Source organism: Streptomyces sp. NPDC025833 (assembly GCF_055558055.1).
This window is the reverse complement of sequence record NZ_JBVHNF010000015.1, coordinates 129,749-149,327: the sequence shown is the minus strand read 5'-3', so window position 1 is coordinate 149,327 and position 19,579 is coordinate 129,749. Positions and strand designations below refer to the sequence as shown.

At 76.1% G+C, this 19,579-nt stretch carries 20 protein-coding genes and 2 pseudogenes; 15 read left to right on the top strand and 7 right to left on the bottom strand.

Translation table 11 applies throughout. From position 1 onward, the window contains the following. Positions 1-134 precede the first annotated feature (134 nt). Both ACZ4K2_RS26535 and pqqB read left to right on the top strand, forming a co-directional pair. On the top strand, positions 135-533 hold the full coding sequence (locus tag ACZ4K2_RS26535) for an SseB family protein (protein WP_467476279.1): 399 nt from the start codon (positions 135-137) through the stop codon (positions 531-533). A 157-nt stretch (positions 534-690) separates the two neighbouring features. Beyond that, the gene (pqqB, locus tag ACZ4K2_RS26530) at positions 691-1,599 is read left to right on the top strand and encodes a pyrroloquinoline quinone biosynthesis protein PqqB (RefSeq protein ID WP_467476282.1); all 909 of its coding nucleotides are present in this window, start codon (positions 691-693) and stop codon (positions 1,597-1,599) included. Here the strand turns inward: pqqB and ACZ4K2_RS26525 are convergent. After that, positions 1,596-1,991 carry a MarR family winged helix-turn-helix transcriptional regulator gene (locus ACZ4K2_RS26525; RefSeq protein WP_467476284.1) on the bottom strand — a complete coding sequence of 132 codons (396 nt, stop codon included), beginning with the start codon at positions 1,989-1,991 and terminating at the stop codon, positions 1,596-1,598. The genes pqqB and ACZ4K2_RS26525 overlap by 4 nt on opposite strands. Positions 1,992-2,065: 74 nt before the next feature. Then, on the bottom strand, positions 2,066-2,416 hold the full coding sequence (locus ACZ4K2_RS26520; RefSeq protein WP_467476285.1) for a VOC family protein: 351 nt from the start codon (positions 2,414-2,416) through the stop codon (positions 2,066-2,068). 206 nt (positions 2,417-2,622) lie between these two features. On the opposite strand from ACZ4K2_RS26520, the pseudogene ACZ4K2_RS26515 reads away from it, so the two are divergent. The 10 genes and pseudogenes from ACZ4K2_RS26515 to ACZ4K2_RS26470 form a co-directional block, all read left to right on the top strand. Then, positions 2,623-3,032: pseudogene (locus ACZ4K2_RS26515) on the top strand (hypothetical protein); the annotation flags it as partial. A 40-nt stretch (positions 3,033-3,072) separates the two neighbouring features. Further along, entirely contained in the window at positions 3,073-3,534 is a 462-nt protein-coding gene (crcB, locus tag ACZ4K2_RS26510) for a fluoride efflux transporter CrcB (protein ID WP_467476287.1), read from the top strand. Continuing rightward, on the top strand, positions 3,531-3,911 hold the full coding sequence (locus tag ACZ4K2_RS26505) for a DUF190 domain-containing protein (protein WP_467476289.1): 381 nt from the start codon (positions 3,531-3,533) through the stop codon (positions 3,909-3,911). Before crcB (ACZ4K2_RS26510) ends, ACZ4K2_RS26505 begins: the two co-directional genes overlap by 4 nt. Further along, positions 3,908-4,282 carry a fluoride efflux transporter CrcB gene (gene crcB / locus ACZ4K2_RS26500; protein WP_467476292.1) on the top strand — a complete coding sequence of 125 codons (375 nt, stop codon included), beginning with the start codon at positions 3,908-3,910 and terminating at the stop codon, positions 4,280-4,282. The genes ACZ4K2_RS26505 and crcB (ACZ4K2_RS26500) overlap by 4 nt, the downstream gene beginning before the upstream one ends. Before the next feature lie 79 nt (positions 4,283-4,361). Then, complete coding sequence (locus ACZ4K2_RS26495) at positions 4,362-5,198, top strand: undecaprenyl-diphosphate phosphatase (RefSeq protein WP_467476294.1); 837 nt, start codon at positions 4,362-4,364, stop codon at positions 5,196-5,198. Positions 5,199-5,314: 116 nt separating this feature from the next. After that, complete coding sequence (locus ACZ4K2_RS26490) at positions 5,315-6,025, top strand: FadR/GntR family transcriptional regulator (RefSeq protein ID WP_467476296.1); 711 nt, start codon at positions 5,315-5,317, stop codon at positions 6,023-6,025. Positions 6,026-6,285: 260 nt separating this feature from the next. Beyond that, entirely contained in the window at positions 6,286-7,302 is a 1,017-nt protein-coding gene (locus ACZ4K2_RS26485; protein ID WP_467476587.1) for an asparaginase, read from the top strand. A 318-nt stretch (positions 7,303-7,620) separates the two neighbouring features. After that, the gene (locus ACZ4K2_RS26480) at positions 7,621-8,559 is read left to right on the top strand and encodes a glutaminase (protein WP_467476298.1); all 939 of its coding nucleotides are present in this window, start codon (positions 7,621-7,623) and stop codon (positions 8,557-8,559) included. Between the two features lie 99 nt (positions 8,560-8,658). Then, a complete protein-coding gene (gene mptB, locus ACZ4K2_RS26475) occupies positions 8,659-10,059 on the top strand; it encodes a polyprenol phosphomannose-dependent alpha 1,6 mannosyltransferase MptB (protein ID WP_467476300.1) in 1,401 nt (466 codons plus the stop codon). Positions 10,060-10,091: 32 nt separating this feature from the next. Then, positions 10,092-11,474 (top strand): glycosyltransferase family 87 protein, encoded by a 1,383-nt coding sequence (locus ACZ4K2_RS26470; protein WP_467476590.1) that lies wholly within the window; start codon positions 10,092-10,094, stop codon positions 11,472-11,474. Between the two features lie 59 nt (positions 11,475-11,533). On the opposite strand, the pseudogene ACZ4K2_RS26465 reads toward ACZ4K2_RS26470, so the two are convergent. Together ACZ4K2_RS26465 and rho are read right to left on the bottom strand one after the other, a co-directional pair. Then, positions 11,534-12,367 (bottom strand): annotated as a pseudogene (locus ACZ4K2_RS26465) (D-alanyl-D-alanine carboxypeptidase family protein); the annotation flags it as partial. 99 nt (positions 12,368-12,466) lie between these two features. Further along, entirely contained in the window at positions 12,467-13,615 is a 1,149-nt protein-coding gene (gene rho, locus ACZ4K2_RS26460) for a transcription termination factor Rho (RefSeq protein WP_467476302.1), read from the bottom strand. A gap of 401 nt (positions 13,616-14,016) precedes the next feature. Here rho and ACZ4K2_RS26455 point away from each other — a divergent pair, with 401 nt between their 5' ends. The 3 genes from ACZ4K2_RS26455 (at position 14,017) to ACZ4K2_RS26445 (ending at position 16,744) form a co-directional block, all read left to right on the top strand. After that, positions 14,017-15,270 carry a cytochrome P450 family protein gene (locus ACZ4K2_RS26455; protein ID WP_467476304.1) on the top strand — a complete coding sequence of 418 codons (1,254 nt, stop codon included), beginning with the start codon at positions 14,017-14,019 and terminating at the stop codon, positions 15,268-15,270. 214 nt (positions 15,271-15,484) lie between these two features. After that, positions 15,485-15,946, top strand: coding sequence for a hypothetical protein (locus ACZ4K2_RS26450; RefSeq protein WP_467476306.1), 462 nt, complete (start codon positions 15,485-15,487; stop codon positions 15,944-15,946). 33 nt (positions 15,947-15,979) lie between these two features. Further along, positions 15,980-16,744: a class I SAM-dependent methyltransferase gene (locus tag ACZ4K2_RS26445; RefSeq protein ID WP_467476309.1), complete on the top strand. Its 765-nt coding sequence runs from the start codon at positions 15,980-15,982 to the stop codon at positions 16,742-16,744. Here the strand turns inward: ACZ4K2_RS26445 and ACZ4K2_RS26440 are convergent. The 3 genes from ACZ4K2_RS26440 to ACZ4K2_RS26430 form a co-directional block, all read right to left on the bottom strand. Then, positions 16,722-17,462, bottom strand: a complete 741-nt coding sequence (locus ACZ4K2_RS26440; protein WP_467476312.1) for a GntR family transcriptional regulator — start codon at positions 17,460-17,462, stop codon at positions 16,722-16,724. The two genes, ACZ4K2_RS26445 and ACZ4K2_RS26440, sit on opposite strands and share 23 nt — an antisense overlap. A 414-nt stretch (positions 17,463-17,876) precedes the next feature. Next, positions 17,877-18,845 (bottom strand): acetylxylan esterase, encoded by a 969-nt coding sequence (locus tag ACZ4K2_RS26435; protein WP_467476314.1) that lies wholly within the window; start codon positions 18,843-18,845, stop codon positions 17,877-17,879. A gap of 91 nt (positions 18,846-18,936) precedes the next feature. After that, positions 18,937-19,521, bottom strand: coding sequence for an Rv1733c family protein (locus tag ACZ4K2_RS26430; RefSeq protein ID WP_467476315.1), 585 nt, complete (start codon positions 19,519-19,521; stop codon positions 18,937-18,939). Between the last annotated feature and the right edge of the window lie 58 nt (positions 19,522-19,579).

Sequence of the window (19,579 nt, the reverse complement as noted above, 5' to 3'; positions counted from 1 at the left end):
CCGTGACCGTCACCGGACCTCCCGCCGATCCCCACGCATGCCCCCCACCCCATCGGGTACGCGTGCCGGGAGCCCGCCCGGGCACCAGCCCGCCCGGGCGGGCCCGTAAGACAGCCGCTACCTGGGGACCAGCCATGGAGACACCCGCACACGACGACCTGCCCACGCCGGCCCAGCAGGCGCTGGACGCGCTGGCCGTGAACGCCGAGGACCAGAGCGCCCTGGACACCCTCGCCCACAGCGACGTACTCGTCCCGGTGCCGGACGACGCGGTGGACGGGGAGGGCGCCGACGCCACGACGGTGGCCCTGCCCCTCCTGGAGCAGCCCGGAGGCGACCCGGTCGTCCCGGTGTTCACCACGGAGGGTGAGATGGCGGAACTGCTGCCCTTCATCTCGCGCTACCGCCTGATCCCGCTCGGCGCCCTCGCCGCCCAGTGGCCCGAGGACGACATCTCCCTCGCCATCGACGGCAGCTCCGCACACTCGCTCACGCTCACCTCCAAGGGGGTGCGCACCCTGCTGGCCCGCTGACCCGCACCCGGGCCCCGAGGCTTCCCCGCCGCGCGCCTCGCGGTGATCGCGGGCGCGCCAAAGGACGGCCGGAACTGCCCCCCGGCTCCGGGTAGTCCGGCCGTCGGCAAGGGAAGATCCCTGCGGAGGGCGCGTCCGGGTGAGGGTGAAGGAGCCGATGGCCGTGAAGGTCGTCCTGCTGGGCACCGCCGCCGGGGGCGGCTTCCCGCGATGGAACTGCGCGTGCGCGCTGTGCTGCGCGGCGCGCGACGGCAAGCTGCCCGCCCGGACCCGGGAATGCGCCGCGCTCACGGGCAACGGCCGTGACTGGTGGCTGCTCAACGCCTCTCCCGATCTGCGGACGCAGCTCGCCGCCACCCCCGCCCTGTGGCCGGGGCCCGGCCCCCGGGACACCCCGCTGCGCGGGGTGCTGCTCACCGACGCCGAGCCCGGCCATGTGTCCGGGCTGACCGAACTGCGCGGCGCGCCCGGTCTGAAGGTGTACGCCGCGCCACCGGTGCGCGCCCTGCTCGGTTCCGCCCGCGCCGCGCTGGACCGCTACGCGCCCTGGGAGTGGGCCGACAGCCTGGCCGACGGCGGCTTCGTGCTGGCCGGCGGACTGGTCGTCACCGCCCACCCGGTGGGCGGCGAGGCCCCGGCGTACGTGCCCGTGCGCTCGCCCCTGACCGCGGGCCCCTGGACGACGGCGTACCGCGTCGAGGACCTGGCCAGCGGGGGAGTGCTGGTGTACGCGCCCCGCGTGGGCGCGTGGAGTCCTGTGCTGGACGAACTGTGCGCCGAGGCGGACTGCGCGCTGCTGGACAGCACCCTCTTCACCACCGACGAGGCCGCCGACGAGAGAGGCCCCACGGTCCGGTCCGGTGCTCCTCCGGCCGCCGCGGGCCACCTGGCGGTCTCCGGCCGGCACGGCGGCCCCGCCCGGCCGGCCCGCCGTCCCGGCGCGCGCCGCGTCTGCACCCACCTCGGCGACACCGACCCGCTGCTCGACCCGGCCTCACCCGCGCGCGAACGCCTGGCGGAGCACGGCGCCGAAGTCCTGCCGGACGGCGCCGAACTGCTGCTCTAGGACTCTCCCGCCAGCATCCGGCGCAGCACCGCGCGTTGGATCGGCAGCACCTCCGCGTGCAGCGAGCGGCCCTTGGGGGTGAGCGCGACCCACACCCCGCGGCGGTCCTCCGCGCACACCGACCGCTCCACCAGGCCGTCCTTCTCCAGCCGGCCGATCAGCCGGGACAGCGCGCTCTGGCTGAGGTGGACGCGGCCGACGAGGTTCTGCACCCGGCACTGCTCACCGTGCTCGGGCCGCTCCGTCGCCAGGATGTCCAGCACCTCGAAGTCGCTGGCACCCAGCCCGTGCGGATGCAGGACACGGTCGATCTCGCACATCGTGCGCGCGTGCACCGCGAGGATCCCCCGCCAGTGTTCTTCGAGCCGGGTGTCGGCCGTGGTGACTGCCATACCCGCACCGTAGCACCGATCCGGACATTCGTTGAGCGTGCAACTAACTTGTCGTGCGGGTGCCCCCGGGACCGTCAGACGGCCGTGTCCTGGAGCAGTCCGACGAGGTTCCCGTCCGCGTCCTTCACGGAGGCGATCAGCCGGCCGCCGCCGACGTCCTGGGCGTCCTGGAGCAGTTCCGCGCCCGCCTCCACCAGCGCCGCGAGACGCTGCCGCAGATCCGTGACGTGCCAGTACGGCACCGGGCCGGTCATGCCCTTCGCGTGCCCGCTCGGGTCCAGGCCGACGTCCTGGCCGGCGGCCTTGTAGCCCACGTAGTACGGCTCGTCCGCGTACGGCTCGACGTCCAGCAGGGCCCCGAACAGGGCCTTGGCGCGCTCCAGGTCCTTCACCGGGTAGACGATCGTCCGCAGGCCGGCGGTCATGGCACTCACTCCTTCTCCACGCGTGGACCGGCGGCTCCCGCCGGTGCCCCCACGCTAGGGCCGGGGGCCCCGCGACGGCTTCTCGAATCCTGACCGGTCGCGCCCCACGCGCGGCGCACACCCGTCCGTCGCGCCCCACGCCCGGCGCACGCCCGTCCGCCGCCGGACGACGGCCGCCGGTGCGCGGACGGCCGCGGACGGACGGGGCCGGCCGCGCCGAACCCTTCGCCGTCCTGCCCGGCATGCCGGACGGCATATGGCGGGAAGGGCCGGCCGGACCCGTCCGAGTCGCCCTGGCCGGTCCGCGGGTGCCGGCGCTGGACCTGCCGCACCGCGCCCCGCCGACCGTCCGCCGCCCCGCCTTCCGTCCGCCGCGGTGCCACCCGCGCCGCCGTGCGCGCCATACCGGCCGAGCGGCACCACCGGCGTGCTCGCCGTCGACGACCGGGGCCGCACCGTGCGCCACCTCACCCGCCGCCGGTCCGGGTTCCGGATGGTCACCGGCGTCTGCGTGACCGGCGGCCACCTGGTGCTCGGCAGCATCCGGGGACGGGGGACGGCGGTCTGCGCGCCCCCGCCGTCCGCCGACCCGGCGGTACCCTGGTCCCGGCCGTGATCACCCGCAGGGGCAGCGCCCGACAGGAGACGTACCAGGCATGACAGCCCCGGAAACGGAGACGCGCGGCGCCCGTCCCGCGGTCCGCCGCCGCACCGAGTGGCGCGCCCAGGCGCCGGTGGTCGCCGTCGTGGCCGTCGGCGGCGCGCTCGGCGCCGTCGCGCGCTACGCGCTCACGCTCGCGCTGCCCACGCCCTCCGGCGGCTTCCCCTGGGCGACTTTCTGGACCAACGTCTCCGGCTGCGCGGCCATGGGCGTCCTCATGGTGCTGATCACCGAGGTGTGGGCCGCCCACCGGCTGCTGCGGCCGTTCCTCGGCACCGGCGTCCTCGGCGGATTCACCACGTTCTCCACCTACGCGGTGGACGTCCGGGGCCTGACCGGCGCCGGCCGCCCCGGCCTGGGAGCCGTATACCTGGCCGCGACACTGTGCGCGGCCCTCGCGGCGGTGTGGCTGGCCTCGGCCGCCACCCGCCGGGTCTGCACCGGGAGACAGCGATGACGTCATCCACCGGCCGCGGCCTGCGGCTGACCGCCTACGTCCGCGAGAACGAGACCTGGCACCACAGGCCCCTCTACTGCGAGATCGTGCACCGCGCGCACGCCGCCGGACTCGCCGGCGCCAGCGTCTTCCGGGGCATCGAGGGCTTCGGCGCCTCCTCCCGCATCCACACCTCCCGCCTGCTCTCGCTGAGCGAGGACCTGCCGGTCGCGGTGGTCGTCGTGGACACCGAGGAGCGGGTGCGGGCGTTCCTGCCGCGGCTCGACGAGGTGATCGGCGAGGGGCTGGTGACCCTGGAGGACTGCGAGATCGTCCGGTACGGCGGACACGCCCCCGGTCCGGACGAGACGGACCCAAAAGGTGAGAAGTCGTTGTGAACTGGTTGCTGGTCGTCGCGGGAGCCGTGGTCGGCGCGCCCCTGCGCTACCTCACGGACCGCGCCGTGCAGGCCCGCCACGACTCCGTCCTCCCCTGGGGCACCTTCGTGGTGAACGTGGTCGGCTGCCTGGTCCTCGGCCTGCTGACCGGCGCCGTCGCGGCCGGGGCCGCCGGGCCCGAGCTGCGGCTGCTGCTGGGAACCGGGCTGTGCGGCGCGCTGACCACGTACTCGACCTTCTCGTACGAGACCCTGCGGCTGACCGAGGCCGGCGCCGGCCTCTACGCCGCCGCGAACGTCGTGGGGAGCCTGGTGGCGGGACTCGCGGCGGCGTTCACCGGCGTCTTCCTCGCCGGAGCGCTCTGGGGCTAGCCGTTCTTGCCGTCCGGCCACGGGAACAGCAAGTACTGTCTACAGCAATGTCGACCAACCCCTCCCAGAACTGGATCCCATGAGCGCCATCTCCGTCGGTCAGGCCGTCGTCCTCGGAGTCGTCGAGGGTGTGACCGAGTTCCTCCCCGTGTCCTCCACCGGTCACCTCAAGATCGCCGAGGGGCTCATGGACATCCCCGTCGACGACAAGTCCGTCGTCGGCTTCTCCGCCGTCATCCAGGTCGGCGCCATCGCCGCCGTGCTCGTGTACTTCTCCAAGGACATCAGGCGGATCGTCACCGCCTGGTTCCGCGGCCTGGGCGACCGCGAGGAGCGCTACCACCACGACTACAAGTTCGCCTGGTGGGTCATCGCCGCGACCGTCCCCATCGTGGTGGTGGGCCTGGCCGCCAAGCCGCTGATCGACGGCCCGCTCGCCTCGCTGTGGGTGGTCGCCGGCTCGCTGATCGCCGGCTCCGGCGTGATGTGGGCCGCGGACCAGATGGGACGGCACAAGCGCGGCGAGGACGACACGTCCTTCAAGGACGCGATGTGGGTCGGCTGCTCCCAGATCCTCGCCCTGCTCCTGCCCGGCTTCTCGCGTTCCGGTGCCACCATGTCCACCGCGCTCATCCTGGACCTGGACCGCGTCGCCGCCACCCGGCTGTCGTTCTTCCTCGGCATCCCGGCCCTGACCGGCGCCGGCCTCTACGAGCTGAAGGACGCGCTCGGCGCGGGCGTGGGCGCCGCCCCGCTGGCCGTCGGCACCGTCGTGTCGTTCGTGGTCGCCTACGCCTCCATCGCCTGGCTGCTCAAGTTCGTCGCCAAGCACTCCTTCAACGCCTTCGTGATCTACCGGATCGTCGTCGGCGTGCTCCTGTTCGGGCTGCTCGCCACCGGCACGCTCGCGAGCTGAGCCCTCACCCGACCACCCACGGGGTGCGGCGCCCGGGCCCCGGGCGCCGCACCCCGTCGCCGTTCGCGCGCCGCCCGCCTTGACAGCCCCGCCCCGCACCCCCCAGGATCGCTCCCGTGAACCTGTCAGACAGCCAGACAGGTGGTCCGGCGCCCCGGCGCGTCAGCGCCATGGAAGCGGTGCTCGGCCACCTCCGCGGCGCCATCGAGAGCGGCCGGTACGCCATCGGGGACAAGCTGCCCTCCGAGGCCGAGCTGTGCCGCACCCTCGAAGTCTCCCGACCCGTGCTCCGCGAGGCGCTGCGCGCGCTGCAGACGATGGGCCTGACGGTCTCCCGGACCGGCAAGGGCACCTTCGTGGTGGCCGCCACCGTCGAGGACCCCACCTTCGGCGACTACGCGGCCAGCGACCTGCTGGAGGTGCGCCGCCACATCGAGATCCCGGTCGCCGGCTACGCGGCCCTGCGCCGCACCCCGGAGAACCTGGACCACCTGAACCACCTCCTGGACCGCATGGAACGGGAGACGGACACCACCGCCTGGGTCGCCATGGACACCCGCTTCCACCTCGCGGTGGCCGAGGCCGCCCAGAACCCGGTCTTCCGCCGGGTCATCGAGGAGATCCGCGACGCGCTGGCGCGCCAGTCGGCCTTCCTCAACGAGCTGGGCGGGCGCCGGGAGCAGTCCAACCGCGAGCACCGGGCGATCGTCGAGGCGCTGGCCGACGGCTCCGAGCACGACGCGGTCCAGGCCATGAACCACCACCTGGACCGGGTCGAGACGACCCTCACCGACATCGTGCGGGCCTCCTCCCGGGCCGGGGCGTGACCGGGGCCCGCGGCCGCCCGCCGGCCGGGAGACCCGGCGGGCCGGGACTGACCGGACCGGCGCCCTGACGGCCGAACGCCCCCGCCGCCCCTCGGTCACGACGCCGGCGCCGGACGCACCACCGTGCCGAGTCCGCCGCCCGCCGTCGCCGTACCGGCCCCGAGCCCGTACGGCGCCCGAACCCGTACGACCCGCACACCCACCGGCGCCGACGCGCGACCCGCGTTCCGGCCGACCCCGACCCCATGATGCAGGCAATGATGCACAGCAGTTTCCCCGCCGACGCCCCCGTCGTCCGCGACCCCCGCCACGCCCCCGTCGCCCACCTCGTACGCGGCGGTGTCGTCGAGGGCGTCCACCACGGCTCCGTCGTCGTCCTCGGTGCGGACGGCACCGTGCGGTTCCAGCTCGGCGACATCGACGCGGCCTTCTACCCGCGCTCGGCCGTCAAGCCCCTCCAGGCCGTCGCCATGCTGCGGGCCGGGCTGCCCCTCGACGGCGAACTGCTGTCGCTGGCCGCCGCGAGCCACTCCGGCGAGGAGCGCCACCTCGCCGGCACCCGGCGCATCCTCGAACTCGCCGGCCTCACCGAGGACGACCTGCGCAACGTGCCCGACCTGCCGTTCGACCCGGCCGTCCGCGACGCCTGGATCCGCGAGGGCCGGCCGGCCTCCCGCCTGGCCCACAACTGCTCCGGCAAGCACGCCGCCATGCTGTGGACCGCACGGCTGAACGGCTGGTCCCTGGACGACTACCTCGACCCGGCGCACCCGCTCCAGCAGGCCGTCGCCGAGATCGTCGAGGACCTGACCGGCCGGCGCATCGCCCGGGTCAGCGTCGACGGCTGCGGCGCCCCGCTCTTCGCGATCTCCCTGCACGGCCTCGCCCGCGCCCTCTCCCGGATCGTCTCGGCCCCGCCCGGCACCCCCGAGGCCCGGGTCGCCGACGCGATGCGCGAGCACGCCGAGATGGCCTCCGGCGCCCGCCGGGACGTCGCCGCGCTCATGCGGGCCGTGCCCGGGCTGCTCGCCAAGGACGGCTTCGAGGGCGTCCAGGTGGCCGCGCTGCCCGACGGCCGCGCCATCGCCGTCAAGATCGCCGACGGGGCGAACCGGGCCCGCGTACCGGTCGCCGCGGCGGCGCTCGCGCGCGCGGGCGTGGACCCCGCGCTGCTGACCGCGTTCGCGGGCGAACCGCTGCTCGGCGGCGGGGAGCCGGTGGGCTGCGTGCGGCCGGTGCAGGCACTGGCCCCCGCGCCGCTGCCGGCCTGCGCGTAGCGCCACACGGCCCGGCCCGGCGCCTGCCGTCCGGCTCCCGCGTGCAGTCCGGCGCCTCGTGGGCCTGTCGGCTCCCGCGTGCGTCCGGCGCGCTGTCCGGCTCCCGCCGGCCGTTCGGCCCTCGCGCTCTCGCCGGCTCCCGCGTGCCGTCCGGCCCCGGGTGCACCGGCCGGGTGCGGACGCCTCGGTACGCGCCCGCCCGCGCCCGGCCCACTTCCCGCACCCGGAGGCCGCCGGGTCGCGGGGCGGTGTCGTTACGGCCTCCTGACCTGCGGCGACGCTCGCCCGAGTGCGCTCGGGATCCGGTCAGGGGGCACAATGGCGATCATGGCAATGACGTCGTCCCTCGCCTTCCTGCCGGTCCTGGAGCGCATCGCCGAGGAGATCAGCCGCACCCCCGGGCGCGGCCGCCCCGCCGACTACATACCGGCCCTCGCCGCCTGCGACCCGCGCAGCTTCGGCATGGCCGTCGCCGAGCTGGACGGCACCGTGTACGGGGTGGGGGAGTGGCGCCAGCCGTTCTCCACCCAGTCGATCACCAAGGTGTTCACCCTGGCCCTGGACCTGGCGCGCGAGGGCGACGAACTCTGGGAGCACGTGGGGCGCGAGCCCTCCGGCAACCCGTTCAACTCCCTGGTCCAGCTGGAGTACGAGAACGGCATCCCGCGCAACCCCTTCATCAACGCGGGCGCCCTCGTCGTCACCGACCGGCTCCAGACCCGTACCGGGGACGCGGCCGGCGAGCTGCTGGCCTTCCTGCGCGCCGAGAGCGGCAACCCCGGCCTCGACTTCGACCGCGAGGTCGCCGCCTCCGAGACCGCCCACGGCGACCGCAACGCGGCCCTCGCCCACTTCATGGCGTCCTACGGCAACATCGACAACGACGTGCCGGCCCTGCTCGACCAGTACTTCCGGCAGTGCTCCATCGCCGCATCCTGCGCCGATCTGGCCCTGGCCACCGGCTTCCTGGCCCGGCACGGCATCCGCGCCGACGGCGGCCGGCTGCTCAGCCGCAGCCAGGCCAAGCAGGTCAACGCGGTCATGCTGACCTGCGGCACCTACGACGCGGCCGGCGACTTCGCCTACCGGGTGGGCCTGCCCGGCAAGAGCGGGGTCGGCGGCGGGATCATCGCGGTCGTACCGGGCCGGTGCACGCTGTGCGTGTGGAGCCCGGGCCTGGACGAACGCGGCAACTCGGTGGCCGGCGTCGCGGCGCTGGACCGGTTCACCACACTCACCGGACTGTCGGTGTTCTGACGCGGCCCGGGCCGCCGCTCACACGCCGGACACGTCCGGGCCGCCCGCGGGTGCGGGGCGCGTCGCCCGGCGGTCACCCGGCATTGCCACGCTGGGCCGGTGTTGGCCACGGCATTCCCCGTCGATCTCCGCAGCTGCCAGGTCCTCGGCCTGGCGGGCACCGCGTTCCTCGCGCTCGGCGGCGAGAGCGCCGGCGCCCTGCCCGTCCGGGACCTCCTGGCGCCCGCCTCGGCACGGGCGGCGCTCGGCCTGGTCGGTGTGTACTTCGGCGTCGTCCTGCTGACCGCGGCCTGGACGCTCCTGGGCCGCCTGCTGCGCGGCCCCCAGCCGCCCACCCCGCGCGCCCTGCTGCTCGTACTGGCCGTCTGGGCGGCCCCGCTGCTGCTCGCCCCACCGCTGTTCAGCCGGGACGTGTACAGCTACCTCGCGCAAGGCGCCATGGTCGACTCCCACCTGGACGTCTACGCCGACGGCCCGGCCCGGCTCGGCGGCCCGCTCGCCGAGGAGGTCGCCCCCATGTGGCGGCACACCGGCGCCCCGTACGGCCCCGCCTTCCTCGCCCTGGCCGCCGGGCTGTCCGCGCTGACCCGCGGCGATGTGCCGGCCGGCCTGCTCGGCATGCGTGCCGTCGCCCTGCTCGGCGTGGCCCTGATGGCGGCGGCGCTGCCCCGGCTCGCCCGGCTCAACGGCACCGACCCGGCCGCGGCGCTGTGGCTCGGCGCGCTGAACCCGCTGGTGCTGCTGCACCTGGTCGCGGGCGCCCACAACGACGCCCTCATGCTCGGCCTGCTGGGGCTCGGCCTGGCCGCGGCCGGCCGCCGGCCCGCCGTCGGCGCCGTCCTCGTCACGCTGGCCGCCCTGGTCAAGGCACCGGCCGCGCTCGGCCTGCTGGCCGTCGTCGCCCTGCGGGTCCGCTCCGGCCGCCCACCGCTGCCCGCCGTCCTGACCACGGCGGCGGCCGCCGCCGCGACCACCGTGGCCGCCACGGCCGCGGCCGGCACGGGCTACGGCTGGATCCGGGCCCTGGACACCCCCGTCTCCCCGCAGAACTGGGCGCTGACCAGCCTGCTCGGCCGGGCCACCGGCGCCCTGCTGACCCGGTCCGGCAGCTCGCTGGCCCCGCTGGCCGTCCCGGCCTGGCACCTGTTCGGCCTCGCGGTCACCGCCGTGGCCGTCCTGCTGATCTGGCTGCGGCTGCGGCCCCGGCCGGTGTACGCGCTGGGGCTGAGCCTGCTCACGGTCGCGCTCTGCGGCCCGGCGATCCGGCCCTGGTACGTGCTGTGGGGCCTGTTCCTCATCGCCGCCGCCGCGCCCAGCACCGCGGTACGGCACCGGGGGGCCGCCCTGGCGGCGGTGCTGGCCCCCGCCGTGCTGCCCGGCGGGGGCCCCGCGGACCCCGGGCAACTGGGACTCGCGGTCTCCGGCGGCATGCTCGCCCTGGTCGTCCTGTGGCAGGCCCACCAGGCGGCCCGGACCCCCCTGCCGGGACGGACGGCGTGACGGGCCCGGCGGCACGGCCCGGACGGCTCCGGGTGCCGGAGCCGCGCACGGCCCGGGGCCGGCTGCTGGTCGTCCTGCTCCTGGCGGCCGCGGTGACCGTGTTCACGGCGACCGTGCCGCTGCTGCGCGGCTTCTTCGACCTGCGCGTCTACTACGGCACCGTGCACACCTGGGTCCACCACGGCGGCCGGATCTACGACTACCGGGTGCCCGGCACCCCGTACGGCTTCACGTACCCGCCGTTCGCCGCCGTCGCCATGCTGCCGCTGGCCCCGCTCGGCCGGACCGCGGCGATCGCGCTCTCCCTGCTGGTGAACCTGGCCGCGCTCGCGGTGGTCCTGCTCGTCCTGGCCGGGCCGCGCCCGCGGCGCCACGGCTGGTACCGGTGGGCGCTGTGCCTGTGCCTGCTGGCCCTGTTCGAGCCGCTGCGGGACACGGTCGGCTTCGGCCAGGTGAACCTGGTGCTGCTCGCCCTCGTCCTCGGCGACTGCCTGCTGCTGGCCACCGGCCGGGACCGCCGGGCGGGCATCGGGATCGGGCTCGCCGCCGCCGTGAAACTCACCCCCGCCCTCTTCATCGGCCTGCTGCTGCTCGCCGGTCGCCGGCGGGCGGCGGCCACCGCCACGGCCGTCGCCGCCGCCGCGACCGCGCTGGCCGCCTGGGTGGATCCGGCGGCCTCCCGCTTCTACTGGACCGCGGCGCTGTGGGACACCGGCCGGGTGGGCCGTCTCGACTACGTTTCGAACCAGTCGCTGCAAGGAGTGCTGGCCCGCCTCGGCGAGCCGGGGCGCCCCCTGTGGGCGGCGGCGGTGCTGCTGACCCTGTGCGTGTGGGCCCGGCGCGGCCGCCGGGCGGTGGCGGCCGGCGACTGGACGGCGGCCTTCGCGCTCACCGGCACGGCGGCCTGCCTGGTCAGCCCGGTCACCTGGGTGCACCACCTGGTCTGGCTGCTGCCGTCCTTCGCGGTGCTGGTGCGCGCCGGGCGGGAGCGGACCGCGGCCGTCCTCTACGCGGTGCTGTGCACCAGCCTGGTGTGGCTGTGGTTCGACGACCCGTCCGGGCCCGGCGGGTTCCTCGGCTCCAACGCCTACACCTGGATCTCGCTGGGCCTGCTGCTCGGGCTGCCGGTGGGTCAGCCCCGGGCGGCGCGGGCGCCCTTGGCCCGCAGTGCCAGCGCCACGGCACCCGCACCGAGCCCGGAGAGCCCCGCGACGACGGCGGTCCCGGACCATCCCGAGCCGCCGTCCGGCGCCGGTGCCCCGGCCGCCACGACCGGCGCGGCGGACGCCACGGGCCGGGAGCGCGGGCGCAGCCCGTCGAGCGAGCCGACCGGGTCCACCTGTCCGGCTGCCGCGAAGCCCCAGTCGAGCAGCCCGCGGGCCTCCTCGTACACGGTCAGCCCGCCCTCGGCCTGAGGGTTCAGCACGCTCACCACGAGGGTCCGCCCGCCCCGGCGCGCCGCGGCCACCAGGGTGTTGCCGGCGTTGCTGGTGTAGCCGTTCTTGATGCCGACGAGCCCGGGGTACGGCGCCACGCCGTCCTCGCCGGTCAGCAGCCGGTTGGTGTTCTCGATGGCGTACGACGAGCCGTCACCGGGGAAGCTGGCCGCCGCGGTGGAGCAGTACCGGGCGAAGTCGGGGTTGCGCAGGCCCGCCCGGCCGAACAGCGCCAGGTCGTAGGCGGAGGACACCTGGCCGGGGGCGTCGTAGCCGTCCGGGGAGACCACATGGGTGTCCAGGGCGCCGAGGGCGCGGGCCTTGTCCTGCATGTGGGCGGCCGTGGCCTCCCAGCCGCCGCCGAGCCGGGCCAGCACGTGCACGGCGTCGTTGCCGGAACTGAGGAAGACCCCGCGCCACAGGTCGGCCACCTGGTAGGTGTGCCCCTCCTCGACGCCGACCAGGCTGCTGCCCTCGCCGACGTCGGCCAGTTCGTCGTACCGCACGGTGTGCTGGAGCCCGCTGGGCAGCACCGGCAGCACCGTGAGCGCGAACAGGGTCTTCAGCGTGCTCGCGGGCGGCAGCTCGCGGTGTGCCCCGTCCGCGGCCAGCACCTCGCCGCTGCCCGCGTCGGCGACCAGCCAGGACAGCGCCGACACCTCGGGCAGCGCGGGCGCGCCCGGGTGGGGCCGGACCTGCGTGCCGGAGCGGTAGAGCAGGGACGGTCCGGGCACCGTCGTCCGCGGACGGGGCGGGGCGGGCTCCCCGCCCCGCGGTCCGGCGGCGGCCGCGGCCGGGGCGAGCACCAGCAGGCCCGCCGCACAGAGCGAGCAGGCCGACACCGCCGCGCGATAACAGAATCCGGTCACCATACGATCAACCTACGAACCGGGGCGGTGTGCACCAGGCCACCCGGGCCGTTCGGGTTGCCGGGCAACCCGGATGCCGCACCCGGCGGCCCGGGCCGGGGGTCAGCCGGCCGGCAGGGTGGGCCGGATCCGCCGCAGGAACGCGGCGTTGTCCGGGGTGGCGCGCAACCGTTCGAGCAGGGTCTCCAGAGCGGCCGGTCCGGACTCCCGGGCGCGCAGGGCCCGGCGCAGCCCGCGGACGGCCGCCAACTCGTCCGGGTCGAGGAGGAGTTCCTCGCGGCGGGTGCCGGTGGCGTCGATGTCGACGGCGGGGAAGAGCCGGCGGGCGGCGGGTTCCCGGTCCAGGCGGAGCTCCATGTTGCCCGTGCTCTTCAGCTCCTCGAAGAAGTAGCCGTCGGCGCGCGAGCCGGTGTCCACCAGCGCGGTGGCCAGGATGGTGAGCGAACCGCCCTCCTCGGCCTGCCGTGCGGCGCCGAAGAACCGCTTGGGGCCGGTCAGCGCGCCCGCGTCCACACCGCCGCTGAGCGTACGGCCGCCGGCGGCGGCCGTGTTGTTGTGGGCACGGCACAGCCGGGTCAGCGAGTCCAGCAGCAGGACGACGTCCTCGCCGGCCTCCACCAGCCGCTTGGCCCGCTCGACGACGAGTTCGGCGAGGGCGATGTGCTCCGCGGGCCTGCGGTCGAAGGTGGAGGCGTACACCTCGCCGCGCACCGAGCGGCGCGTCTCGGTGACCTCCTCGGGCCGCTCGTCCAGCAGGAGGATCATCAGCCGGCACTCGGGGTGGTTGCCGGCCACGGCGGCGGCGAGCTGCCTCAGCAGCACGGTCTTGCCGCTCTTCGGCGGGGCCACCAGGAGGCCGCGCTGGCCCTTGCCGACCGGCGCGAGCAGGTCGGTGACCCGCCCGGCCAGGCCGGAGCCCGGGTGTTCGAGGCGGAGCCGCCGGTGCGGGTGGAGCGGGGTGAGGTCGCGGAAGTGCCGCCGGGCGCCGAGCCCGCCGGGGGCGCGGCCGTCGACGCGGGCGACCTCGGTCAGGGTTCGCTGCGCGCCCCGCACGCCCTCGACCGGGTCGCCCTCGCGCAGCCCGTGGGCGCGGATCAGCGCCGGGGGGACCCGCGGGTCGGTGGGGGAGGGGAGCAGGCCCGCGTCCCGCAGGTGCCCGGTGCCGCGCGCGTCGACGTCCAGGACGCCGGAGACGAGTGCGGCGGCCGGGGCCCGCCGGGTCTCGGAAGGATGTTCGAGAGTGGTGGTCATGGAAGGTCCTTTCACGGACGTACGGAAGACGTGCGAGGGGGAGGGCCGCGAGCGGGAGGCGGGTCTGCGACCGCCTCCGGGCGGCGGGAACGGCACCGCGGACACGGCGGGGTCCGCCTGTCACGAGGTGCTGCCGGGAAGCCGGGGCGCCGGGGACCGGAGAGGTCCGCGAGATCGGCGGGTGGATCGGCTGAGAAGAGGGAGAACGGCACCGGCGCCACGAGGGGCGTGCACGAGTGCTGTCCGCACGGTACCACTCGACGGGCGGCCGTGCCCATGCTCCTGCCGGTGACCAACGGACGGCCCGCCCCGGGTATTCCCGGGCGCCGCCGCACCCTCTCGGAATCCCGCGGCCGGGCCTACCATCGATCGTCCTGTCAGGGAAACGTCAGGAGAAACCGGTGGAGACCTCGCCCGCCCGCCCCCCGTACCGTCTCGATCCCGCCGGTGGCTGCCCGCACGCCGTCAACGCGCGGCTGCTGGCCGAGGGCGCCGTCGCCCCGGTCGAACTGCCCGGCGGCGTCGAGGGCATGGCCGTGCTCGGGCACGCGGCGCTCCGGGAGTTCCTGCAGCACCCCGAAGTCGCCAAGGACGCACGCCACTTCACCGCTCTGCGCGAGGGGCGGATCGCCGAGGGGTGGCCGCTCCTGACGTTCGCCACCGTATCGGGCATGACCACCGCCGACGGCGACGACCACCGGCGCCTGCGGGCCCTGGCCGCACGCGCCTTCACCCCCCGGCGCGTGGCGGAACTGCGGCCGCGCGTGACGGCGTTGACCGAGACCCTGCTCGACGGCCTGGCGCGCGCCGCCGCCGAGGGGGACGGCGTCGCCGATCTGCGCCGGCACTTCGCGCTGCCCCTGCCACTGGGGGTGATCTGCGAACTCCTCGGCGTGGACACCGGGTTCCGGGACCGGCTGCACCACCTCGGCGGCCGGGTCGTGGCCACCGACACCCCGCCCGCCGACGCCGTCGCCGCCAACCGGGAACTCGTCGCCGTCCTTGCCGAGATCGCCGCGGCGAAGGCCGCCCGCCCCGGCGACGACCTGACCAGCGCCCTCATCGCCGCCCGGGAGGAGGACGGCGACCGGCTGAGCGAGCAGGAGCTGATCGGCACCCTTCTGCTGATGGTCATCGCCGGCCACGAGACGACCCTCAACCTCATCACCAACGCCGTACGCGCCCTGTGCGCCCACCCCGGACAGCTCGCCCTGGTGCGGGCGGGCGAGGCGGACTGGGCGGACGTGGTGGAGGAGACGCTGCGCTGGGACGCGCCGGTCAGCTACTTCCCGTTCCGCTACCCCGTGCGGGACCTGACGGTCGGCGGCACGCTCGTGCCCGCCGGCACGCCCGTGCTCGCCGGGTACTCCGCGGCCGGCCGCGACCCGGCGGCGCACGGCCCGGACGCGGACCGCTTCGACGTCCTGCGGTCCACCCGGCCCGGCGCCGCCCGCCACCTGTCCCTCGGCCACGGCGCCCACTACTGCCTCGGCGCTCCGCTGGCCAGGCTGGAGGCGACGGTCGCCCTGGAACGGCTGTTCACCCGCTTCCCCGCGCTGCGGCCGGCCGCACCGGACGGCGAACTGGCGCCGCGCGCGGGGTTCGTGGGCAACAGCGTGCGGACCCTGCCGGTACGGCTCGGCCCGCCCGCGTGACCGGCCGCCCCGCGACCGGGCCCCAAGCCGTCGGCACGCTCCGCGCTCCCGGAGCGCCGCCCGCCCGCCGCCCGCCCCGGCCGCCCGCCGTACGGCGCCGACCCGGACCGCGCCGACCGGGACGGGGTCCGGACCGGCCCGGGGGATCGCTCGTCGGAGTGGTGGTGCCGCGTGGTACGGGCTGCGACCGTACGCGGTGCGGCACAGTGGCAGGGTGCCACACCGACTTCTTCCGCTCCTGGTGGCGGCGCTGATGAGCGTCGCCGGCTGCACCACCGTCAGCCCGCGCCCCGCCACCGGCACCACCCGCGCACCGGACACCGCCGTGCGGCCGCAGGTCCTCCACGACCCGCCGGGGCGGCCGTCCGCACGGACGGCCCTGGTCCGCACGGCCCCCCGCCGCAAGGCCCGGACGGCCGAGCCGGCCGGGAGCCCCGAGCCCGCCCGGCGCCGGGCGGGCTCGGCGCCGCCCCGGGCCGCGGCACCGGGCGCCCCACCGGTACACCGTCACCGTCCGGAGCGCCGCTCGGCGCACCGGCCGGCCGTGCCCCGCCGGGTCCCCCGTCCGGGGCCGGGCCACCGGTCCGCCCCCGTCGGCATGCGCGAGCTGTGCCGACGGGCGGACGGCGTGACCACACCGGAGATCGCCCGGCTCTGCCACGGCGCGTTCGGCTGACGGCGCCCGGGGCCGCCGACGTAGGCTGACCGCATGTTCGGTCCCGGCGGTCCCACGCTCCGCGAACTCACCGCGCAGGCCCTGTCGTCCGTCGAGCGCGGCTACGACCTGCTCGCGCCGAAGTTCGACCGCACCCCCTTCCGGACGCCCGGCTCCGTGCTGGACGCCGTCGCGAAGGCGCTCGCGCCGCTCGGCCCGTTCCGGGACGGACTCGACCTGTGCTGCGGCACCGGCGCCGGGACGCGCCTGCTGACCGAGCTGTGCCCCGGCCGTGTCACCGGGATCGACTTCAGCGCCGGCATGCTCGACGTGGCCCGGCACCGGGTGCGGCCCGCCGACGCGCCGCGTACCGCCTGGGTCCGCGGCGACGCCCGGGCCCTGCCGTTCACCGCCGCCTTCGACCTCGTCGTCTCCTTCGGGGCGCTCGGGCACTTCCTGCCCCGGGAACTGCCCGGCCTCTGCGCCCAGGTCCGCTCCGTGCTGCGCCCCGGTGGCCGCTTCGCTTTCCCGGTGTTCGCCCCGCCCCGCCCCACGCACCCCGCCTTCTGGGCGCTGGCCGGCTTCGACGCGGTGATGCGGGTGCGCAACGCGTTGTGGCGGCCGCCGTTCGTCATGTACTACCGCGCCCTCCGGTTCGGTGCCCTGCTCGGCGAGCTGGAGCGGGCCGGGTTCACGGTCGAACTGCGCGCGCTGCCGGAGTTCGGCGTGCGGGCCGACGGCAGTCCGCGCGGCCGGCTGGTGGCGGCCCGCCGGCCCGGCGCCCCGGCCGCGGCGGTCAGCCCGCGGCGGGCAGGGTGAACTCATAGACCAGAGCGTCCCGTTCGGCGTTGACCACCAGGTCCGTGATCTCCAGCGGGCGCGCGTACTGGTCGTGCACGCAGCGGGTCACCCGGACCGAGGAGGCGTCGCCGACCTGGGTGATGGCGTCCCGGTGGTGCAGGGACAGCCCGGCCCTGCGCATCCAGTCGTAGGCCCGCCGTAACTGCGCGGGCGTGGCCCCGTCGGCCCGGTTCCGGTAGCGGGCCAGTTCGGCCACCTCGGCCAAGACCACAGGTGAAAACGATGTCAGCGCGGTCCGCAGTGACCAGCCGTCCGGCGTCACCGACTGGTAGCGGTGCATCAGCGTCGGCCGGTGCGGGGCCAGGCCGAGGGCCTTCGCGTGTTCCGGCGGCGGCGTCTCCCAGGTCACCGTGGACCGGTCGACCGCGCGCGGGTCCGCCGACCGGACGCCCACCGGGAAGGCGAGCGAGTCCGGTGCCTCGACCGGCCCGCCGGGCAGCGTGGCGTGGCTGCCCCGCCGGTCGGTGGCGACCAGACCGTTGCGGCGCAGCACCTCCAGGGCCTGCCGGACGGTCTCCCGGCTGACCCCGAAGTGCCCGGCCAACTGCCGCTCGCCCGGCAGCCGTTCACCAGGGGGAATGGTGCCGGCGCGCAGTTCGTCGAGCAGCAGCGCCGCGATCCGTCCGTACAGGGGCCGGTCGTCGGACGGGGCGTCGTGCGGGGTGGTGCGGGCCATGCCGGGCCCTCCTGTCGGTGACAAGACGTAGTCGGACAAGCTCGGTGTGCGACCATGATTAGCATTGGTCTACACCACCGGGGAAGAGTCCTCGGTCGTTTCGACCGAAATACACCCCGGGCGCCCACCGGGCCCGCGGGCGCCGCGCCGCCCGGGGACGGAGCCCTCCGCGGAGCCTCCGCCCGGGCGGACTCCCGTGGATCATGGGCGGTGCGGGACCGTCCCCGCGTACGGCGCGGCCGGTGGCGCGGCCGCTGCGTTCCCGGGGAGCCCGCGGGAGCCGCCGGGACCGCGGTGGCCGAAAGCCCGCGAAGCCGGGCCCGCGATGCCCCCGTGGTCCGTTCTCCGAGCCGGCCCGGGGGGCGTCCGGCGATCCGGGGCCGTCCGCCCGTCCGGGCACCGGCCGCGGCGGCCTCAGAGGTACGACCGCAGCCAGCGGACCTTCCGCGCCTCCTGGAAGGGGCCGCCGCCCTCGTGGTCGTTGAAGTCGTACACCTCGATGGCCTTGTCCTCGTGCGCCCAGGCGTTGAACGCCGCGAACACCGTGGACGGCGGGCACGTCTCGTCCTCCAGCGCCGCCGAGAACAGGGCCGGCGCCCGCCCCCGGGCGGCGAGGTGCACCCCGTCGAAGTACGACAGCGTGTGCCGGACGTCCCGGACCAGATCGCGGTGGGTCTTCAGGAACAGGGCGATCTCCCGGTAAGGGTGTCGCTCCGTCAGGGTGATGGCGCGCGGGAAGTCGCACAGGAACGGCACGTCCGGGGCGACCGCCACCAGGTCGGGCACCAGGGCGCCGACCGCGATCGAGATGCCGCCGCCCTGGCTGCCGCCGATCACGGCCGTCCGCGCCGCGTCGGCCAGCGGGTGCGAGCGGGCCGCCTCGACCGCGCGCACGGCATCCGTGAACACCCGGCGGTAGTAGTAGTTCTCGGGCGCGTCGATGCCCCGGGTCATGTACCCCGGGAACGCGGGCGCCGCGCCGACCGGATCCGCCGTGGCGCCCCCGCCGCCCCACGCGCTGCCCTGGCCCCGGGTGTCCATCTGGAAGTGCGCCCGGCCCGTGGAGGCCCAGAGCAGGTTCTCGTGCGGCAGGCCGCGACCGCCGCCGTAGCCGACGTACTCCACCACCAGCGGCAGCGGTTCCGCGGCTCCGGCGGGCAGCCGCAGCCAGCCCTTGACGGGATGGCCGCCGAACCCGGCGAACGTCACGTCGTAGACCTCGACCGTGCTCAGGCCGGTCTCCACCGGTTCGAAGCGCGCGTCCAGTTCGTGCTCGCGGGCCTGCCGCAGCGTCTTGTCCCAGAAGGCGTCGAAGTCCTCCGGCTCGGTGGACCCGCTCCGGTAGGTGCTAAGTTCGTCGAGAGGCAGATCGAACAAGGGCATGGGCAACCGCCTTTGCGAGGGTGACCGTGGCGCCCCACGGTACCGGGCACTCCCTGTCGGCACGCCCTCGCGGACCGGGGCGATCCGGGCGTCACATCCGGTGCCGGGTCCAGCGCGGCCCCGTGCGCTCCCATGCCCGCTCCCACTCGGCCAGCCGGTGGCGCAGCGCGATCCGGCGCTCGGCCGCACGGCCGAGGAGCACCACCGTCGCCGTGGCCGCCGCCGCGCACACCCCGACGGTGACCGCGTGCTGCCACACCACCATGTCGTCCGGCGGCGGTTCCACACCGCGGCCCCGGGAGTCGAACCACACCGTGACCGGCTCCCCGGTCTGGGCGCCCGCCGGCACCCGGGCCCACGCCGTGCGTACGCCCTCGCCCGGCTCGGTCCACCGCACCTCGGCGCGGTAGGGGTGCCGGCGGTCCCCGGCCGGCGCGGTTCCCCGCCCCGTGGGTTCGCCGACCACCACGGCCCGCACCTCGTGCCGCTCGGCGCGCTGCGCCACGGCCAGCGCCCGGGCCCGGCCGTGGGCGTGCAGTCCCGCGCCCGCCCCGACCAGCGGCGCGACCACGGTCAGCAGGACGGTGACCATGAGCACGGCCCACGCCTCCACGACGTCCGACCGGCGCCGCAGCGGATTGCGCCGCCAGCGCCAGCCACGCACCCGGGTCCGCATGTCCACCTCCTCGCCACCGCCGGAGCCGGAGGGCCCCGGGGGCCGGATCACCGGTCCA

Bases quoted from the DNA above. Each gene is read 5' to 3' on its own strand.
- ACZ4K2_RS26535 (WP_467476279.1), top strand. From the start codon at position 135: ATGGAGACACCCGCACACGACGACCTGCCCACGCCGGCCCAGCAGGCG.
- pqqB (WP_467476282.1), top strand. From the start codon at position 691: ATGGCCGTGAAGGTCGTCCTGCTGGGCACCGCCGCCGGGGGCGGCTTC.
- ACZ4K2_RS26525 (WP_467476284.1), bottom strand. From the start codon at position 1,991: ATGGCAGTCACCACGGCCGACACCCGGCTCGAAGAACACTGGCGGGGG.
- ACZ4K2_RS26520 (WP_467476285.1), bottom strand. From the start codon at position 2,416: ATGACCGCCGGCCTGCGGACGATCGTCTACCCGGTGAAGGACCTGGAG.
- crcB (WP_467476287.1), top strand. From the start codon at position 3,073: ATGACAGCCCCGGAAACGGAGACGCGCGGCGCCCGTCCCGCGGTCCGC.
- ACZ4K2_RS26505 (WP_467476289.1), top strand. From the start codon at position 3,531: ATGACGTCATCCACCGGCCGCGGCCTGCGGCTGACCGCCTACGTCCGC.
- ACZ4K2_RS26495 (WP_467476294.1), top strand. From the start codon at position 4,362: ATGAGCGCCATCTCCGTCGGTCAGGCCGTCGTCCTCGGAGTCGTCGAG.
- ACZ4K2_RS26485 (WP_467476587.1), top strand. From the start codon at position 6,286: ATGCACAGCAGTTTCCCCGCCGACGCCCCCGTCGTCCGCGACCCCCGC.
- ACZ4K2_RS26480 (WP_467476298.1), top strand. From the start codon at position 7,621: ATGGCGATCATGGCAATGACGTCGTCCCTCGCCTTCCTGCCGGTCCTG.
- rho (WP_467476302.1), bottom strand. From the start codon at position 13,615: ATGACCACCACTCTCGAACATCCTTCCGAGACCCGGCGGGCCCCGGCC.
- ACZ4K2_RS26445 (WP_467476309.1), top strand. From the start codon at position 15,980: ATGTTCGGTCCCGGCGGTCCCACGCTCCGCGAACTCACCGCGCAGGCC.
- ACZ4K2_RS26440 (WP_467476312.1), bottom strand. From the start codon at position 17,462: ATGGCCCGCACCACCCCGCACGACGCCCCGTCCGACGACCGGCCCCTG.
- ACZ4K2_RS26435 (WP_467476314.1), bottom strand. From the start codon at position 18,845: ATGCCCTTGTTCGATCTGCCTCTCGACGAACTTAGCACCTACCGGAGC.
- ACZ4K2_RS26430 (WP_467476315.1), bottom strand. From the start codon at position 19,521: ATGCGGACCCGGGTGCGTGGCTGGCGCTGGCGGCGCAATCCGCTGCGG.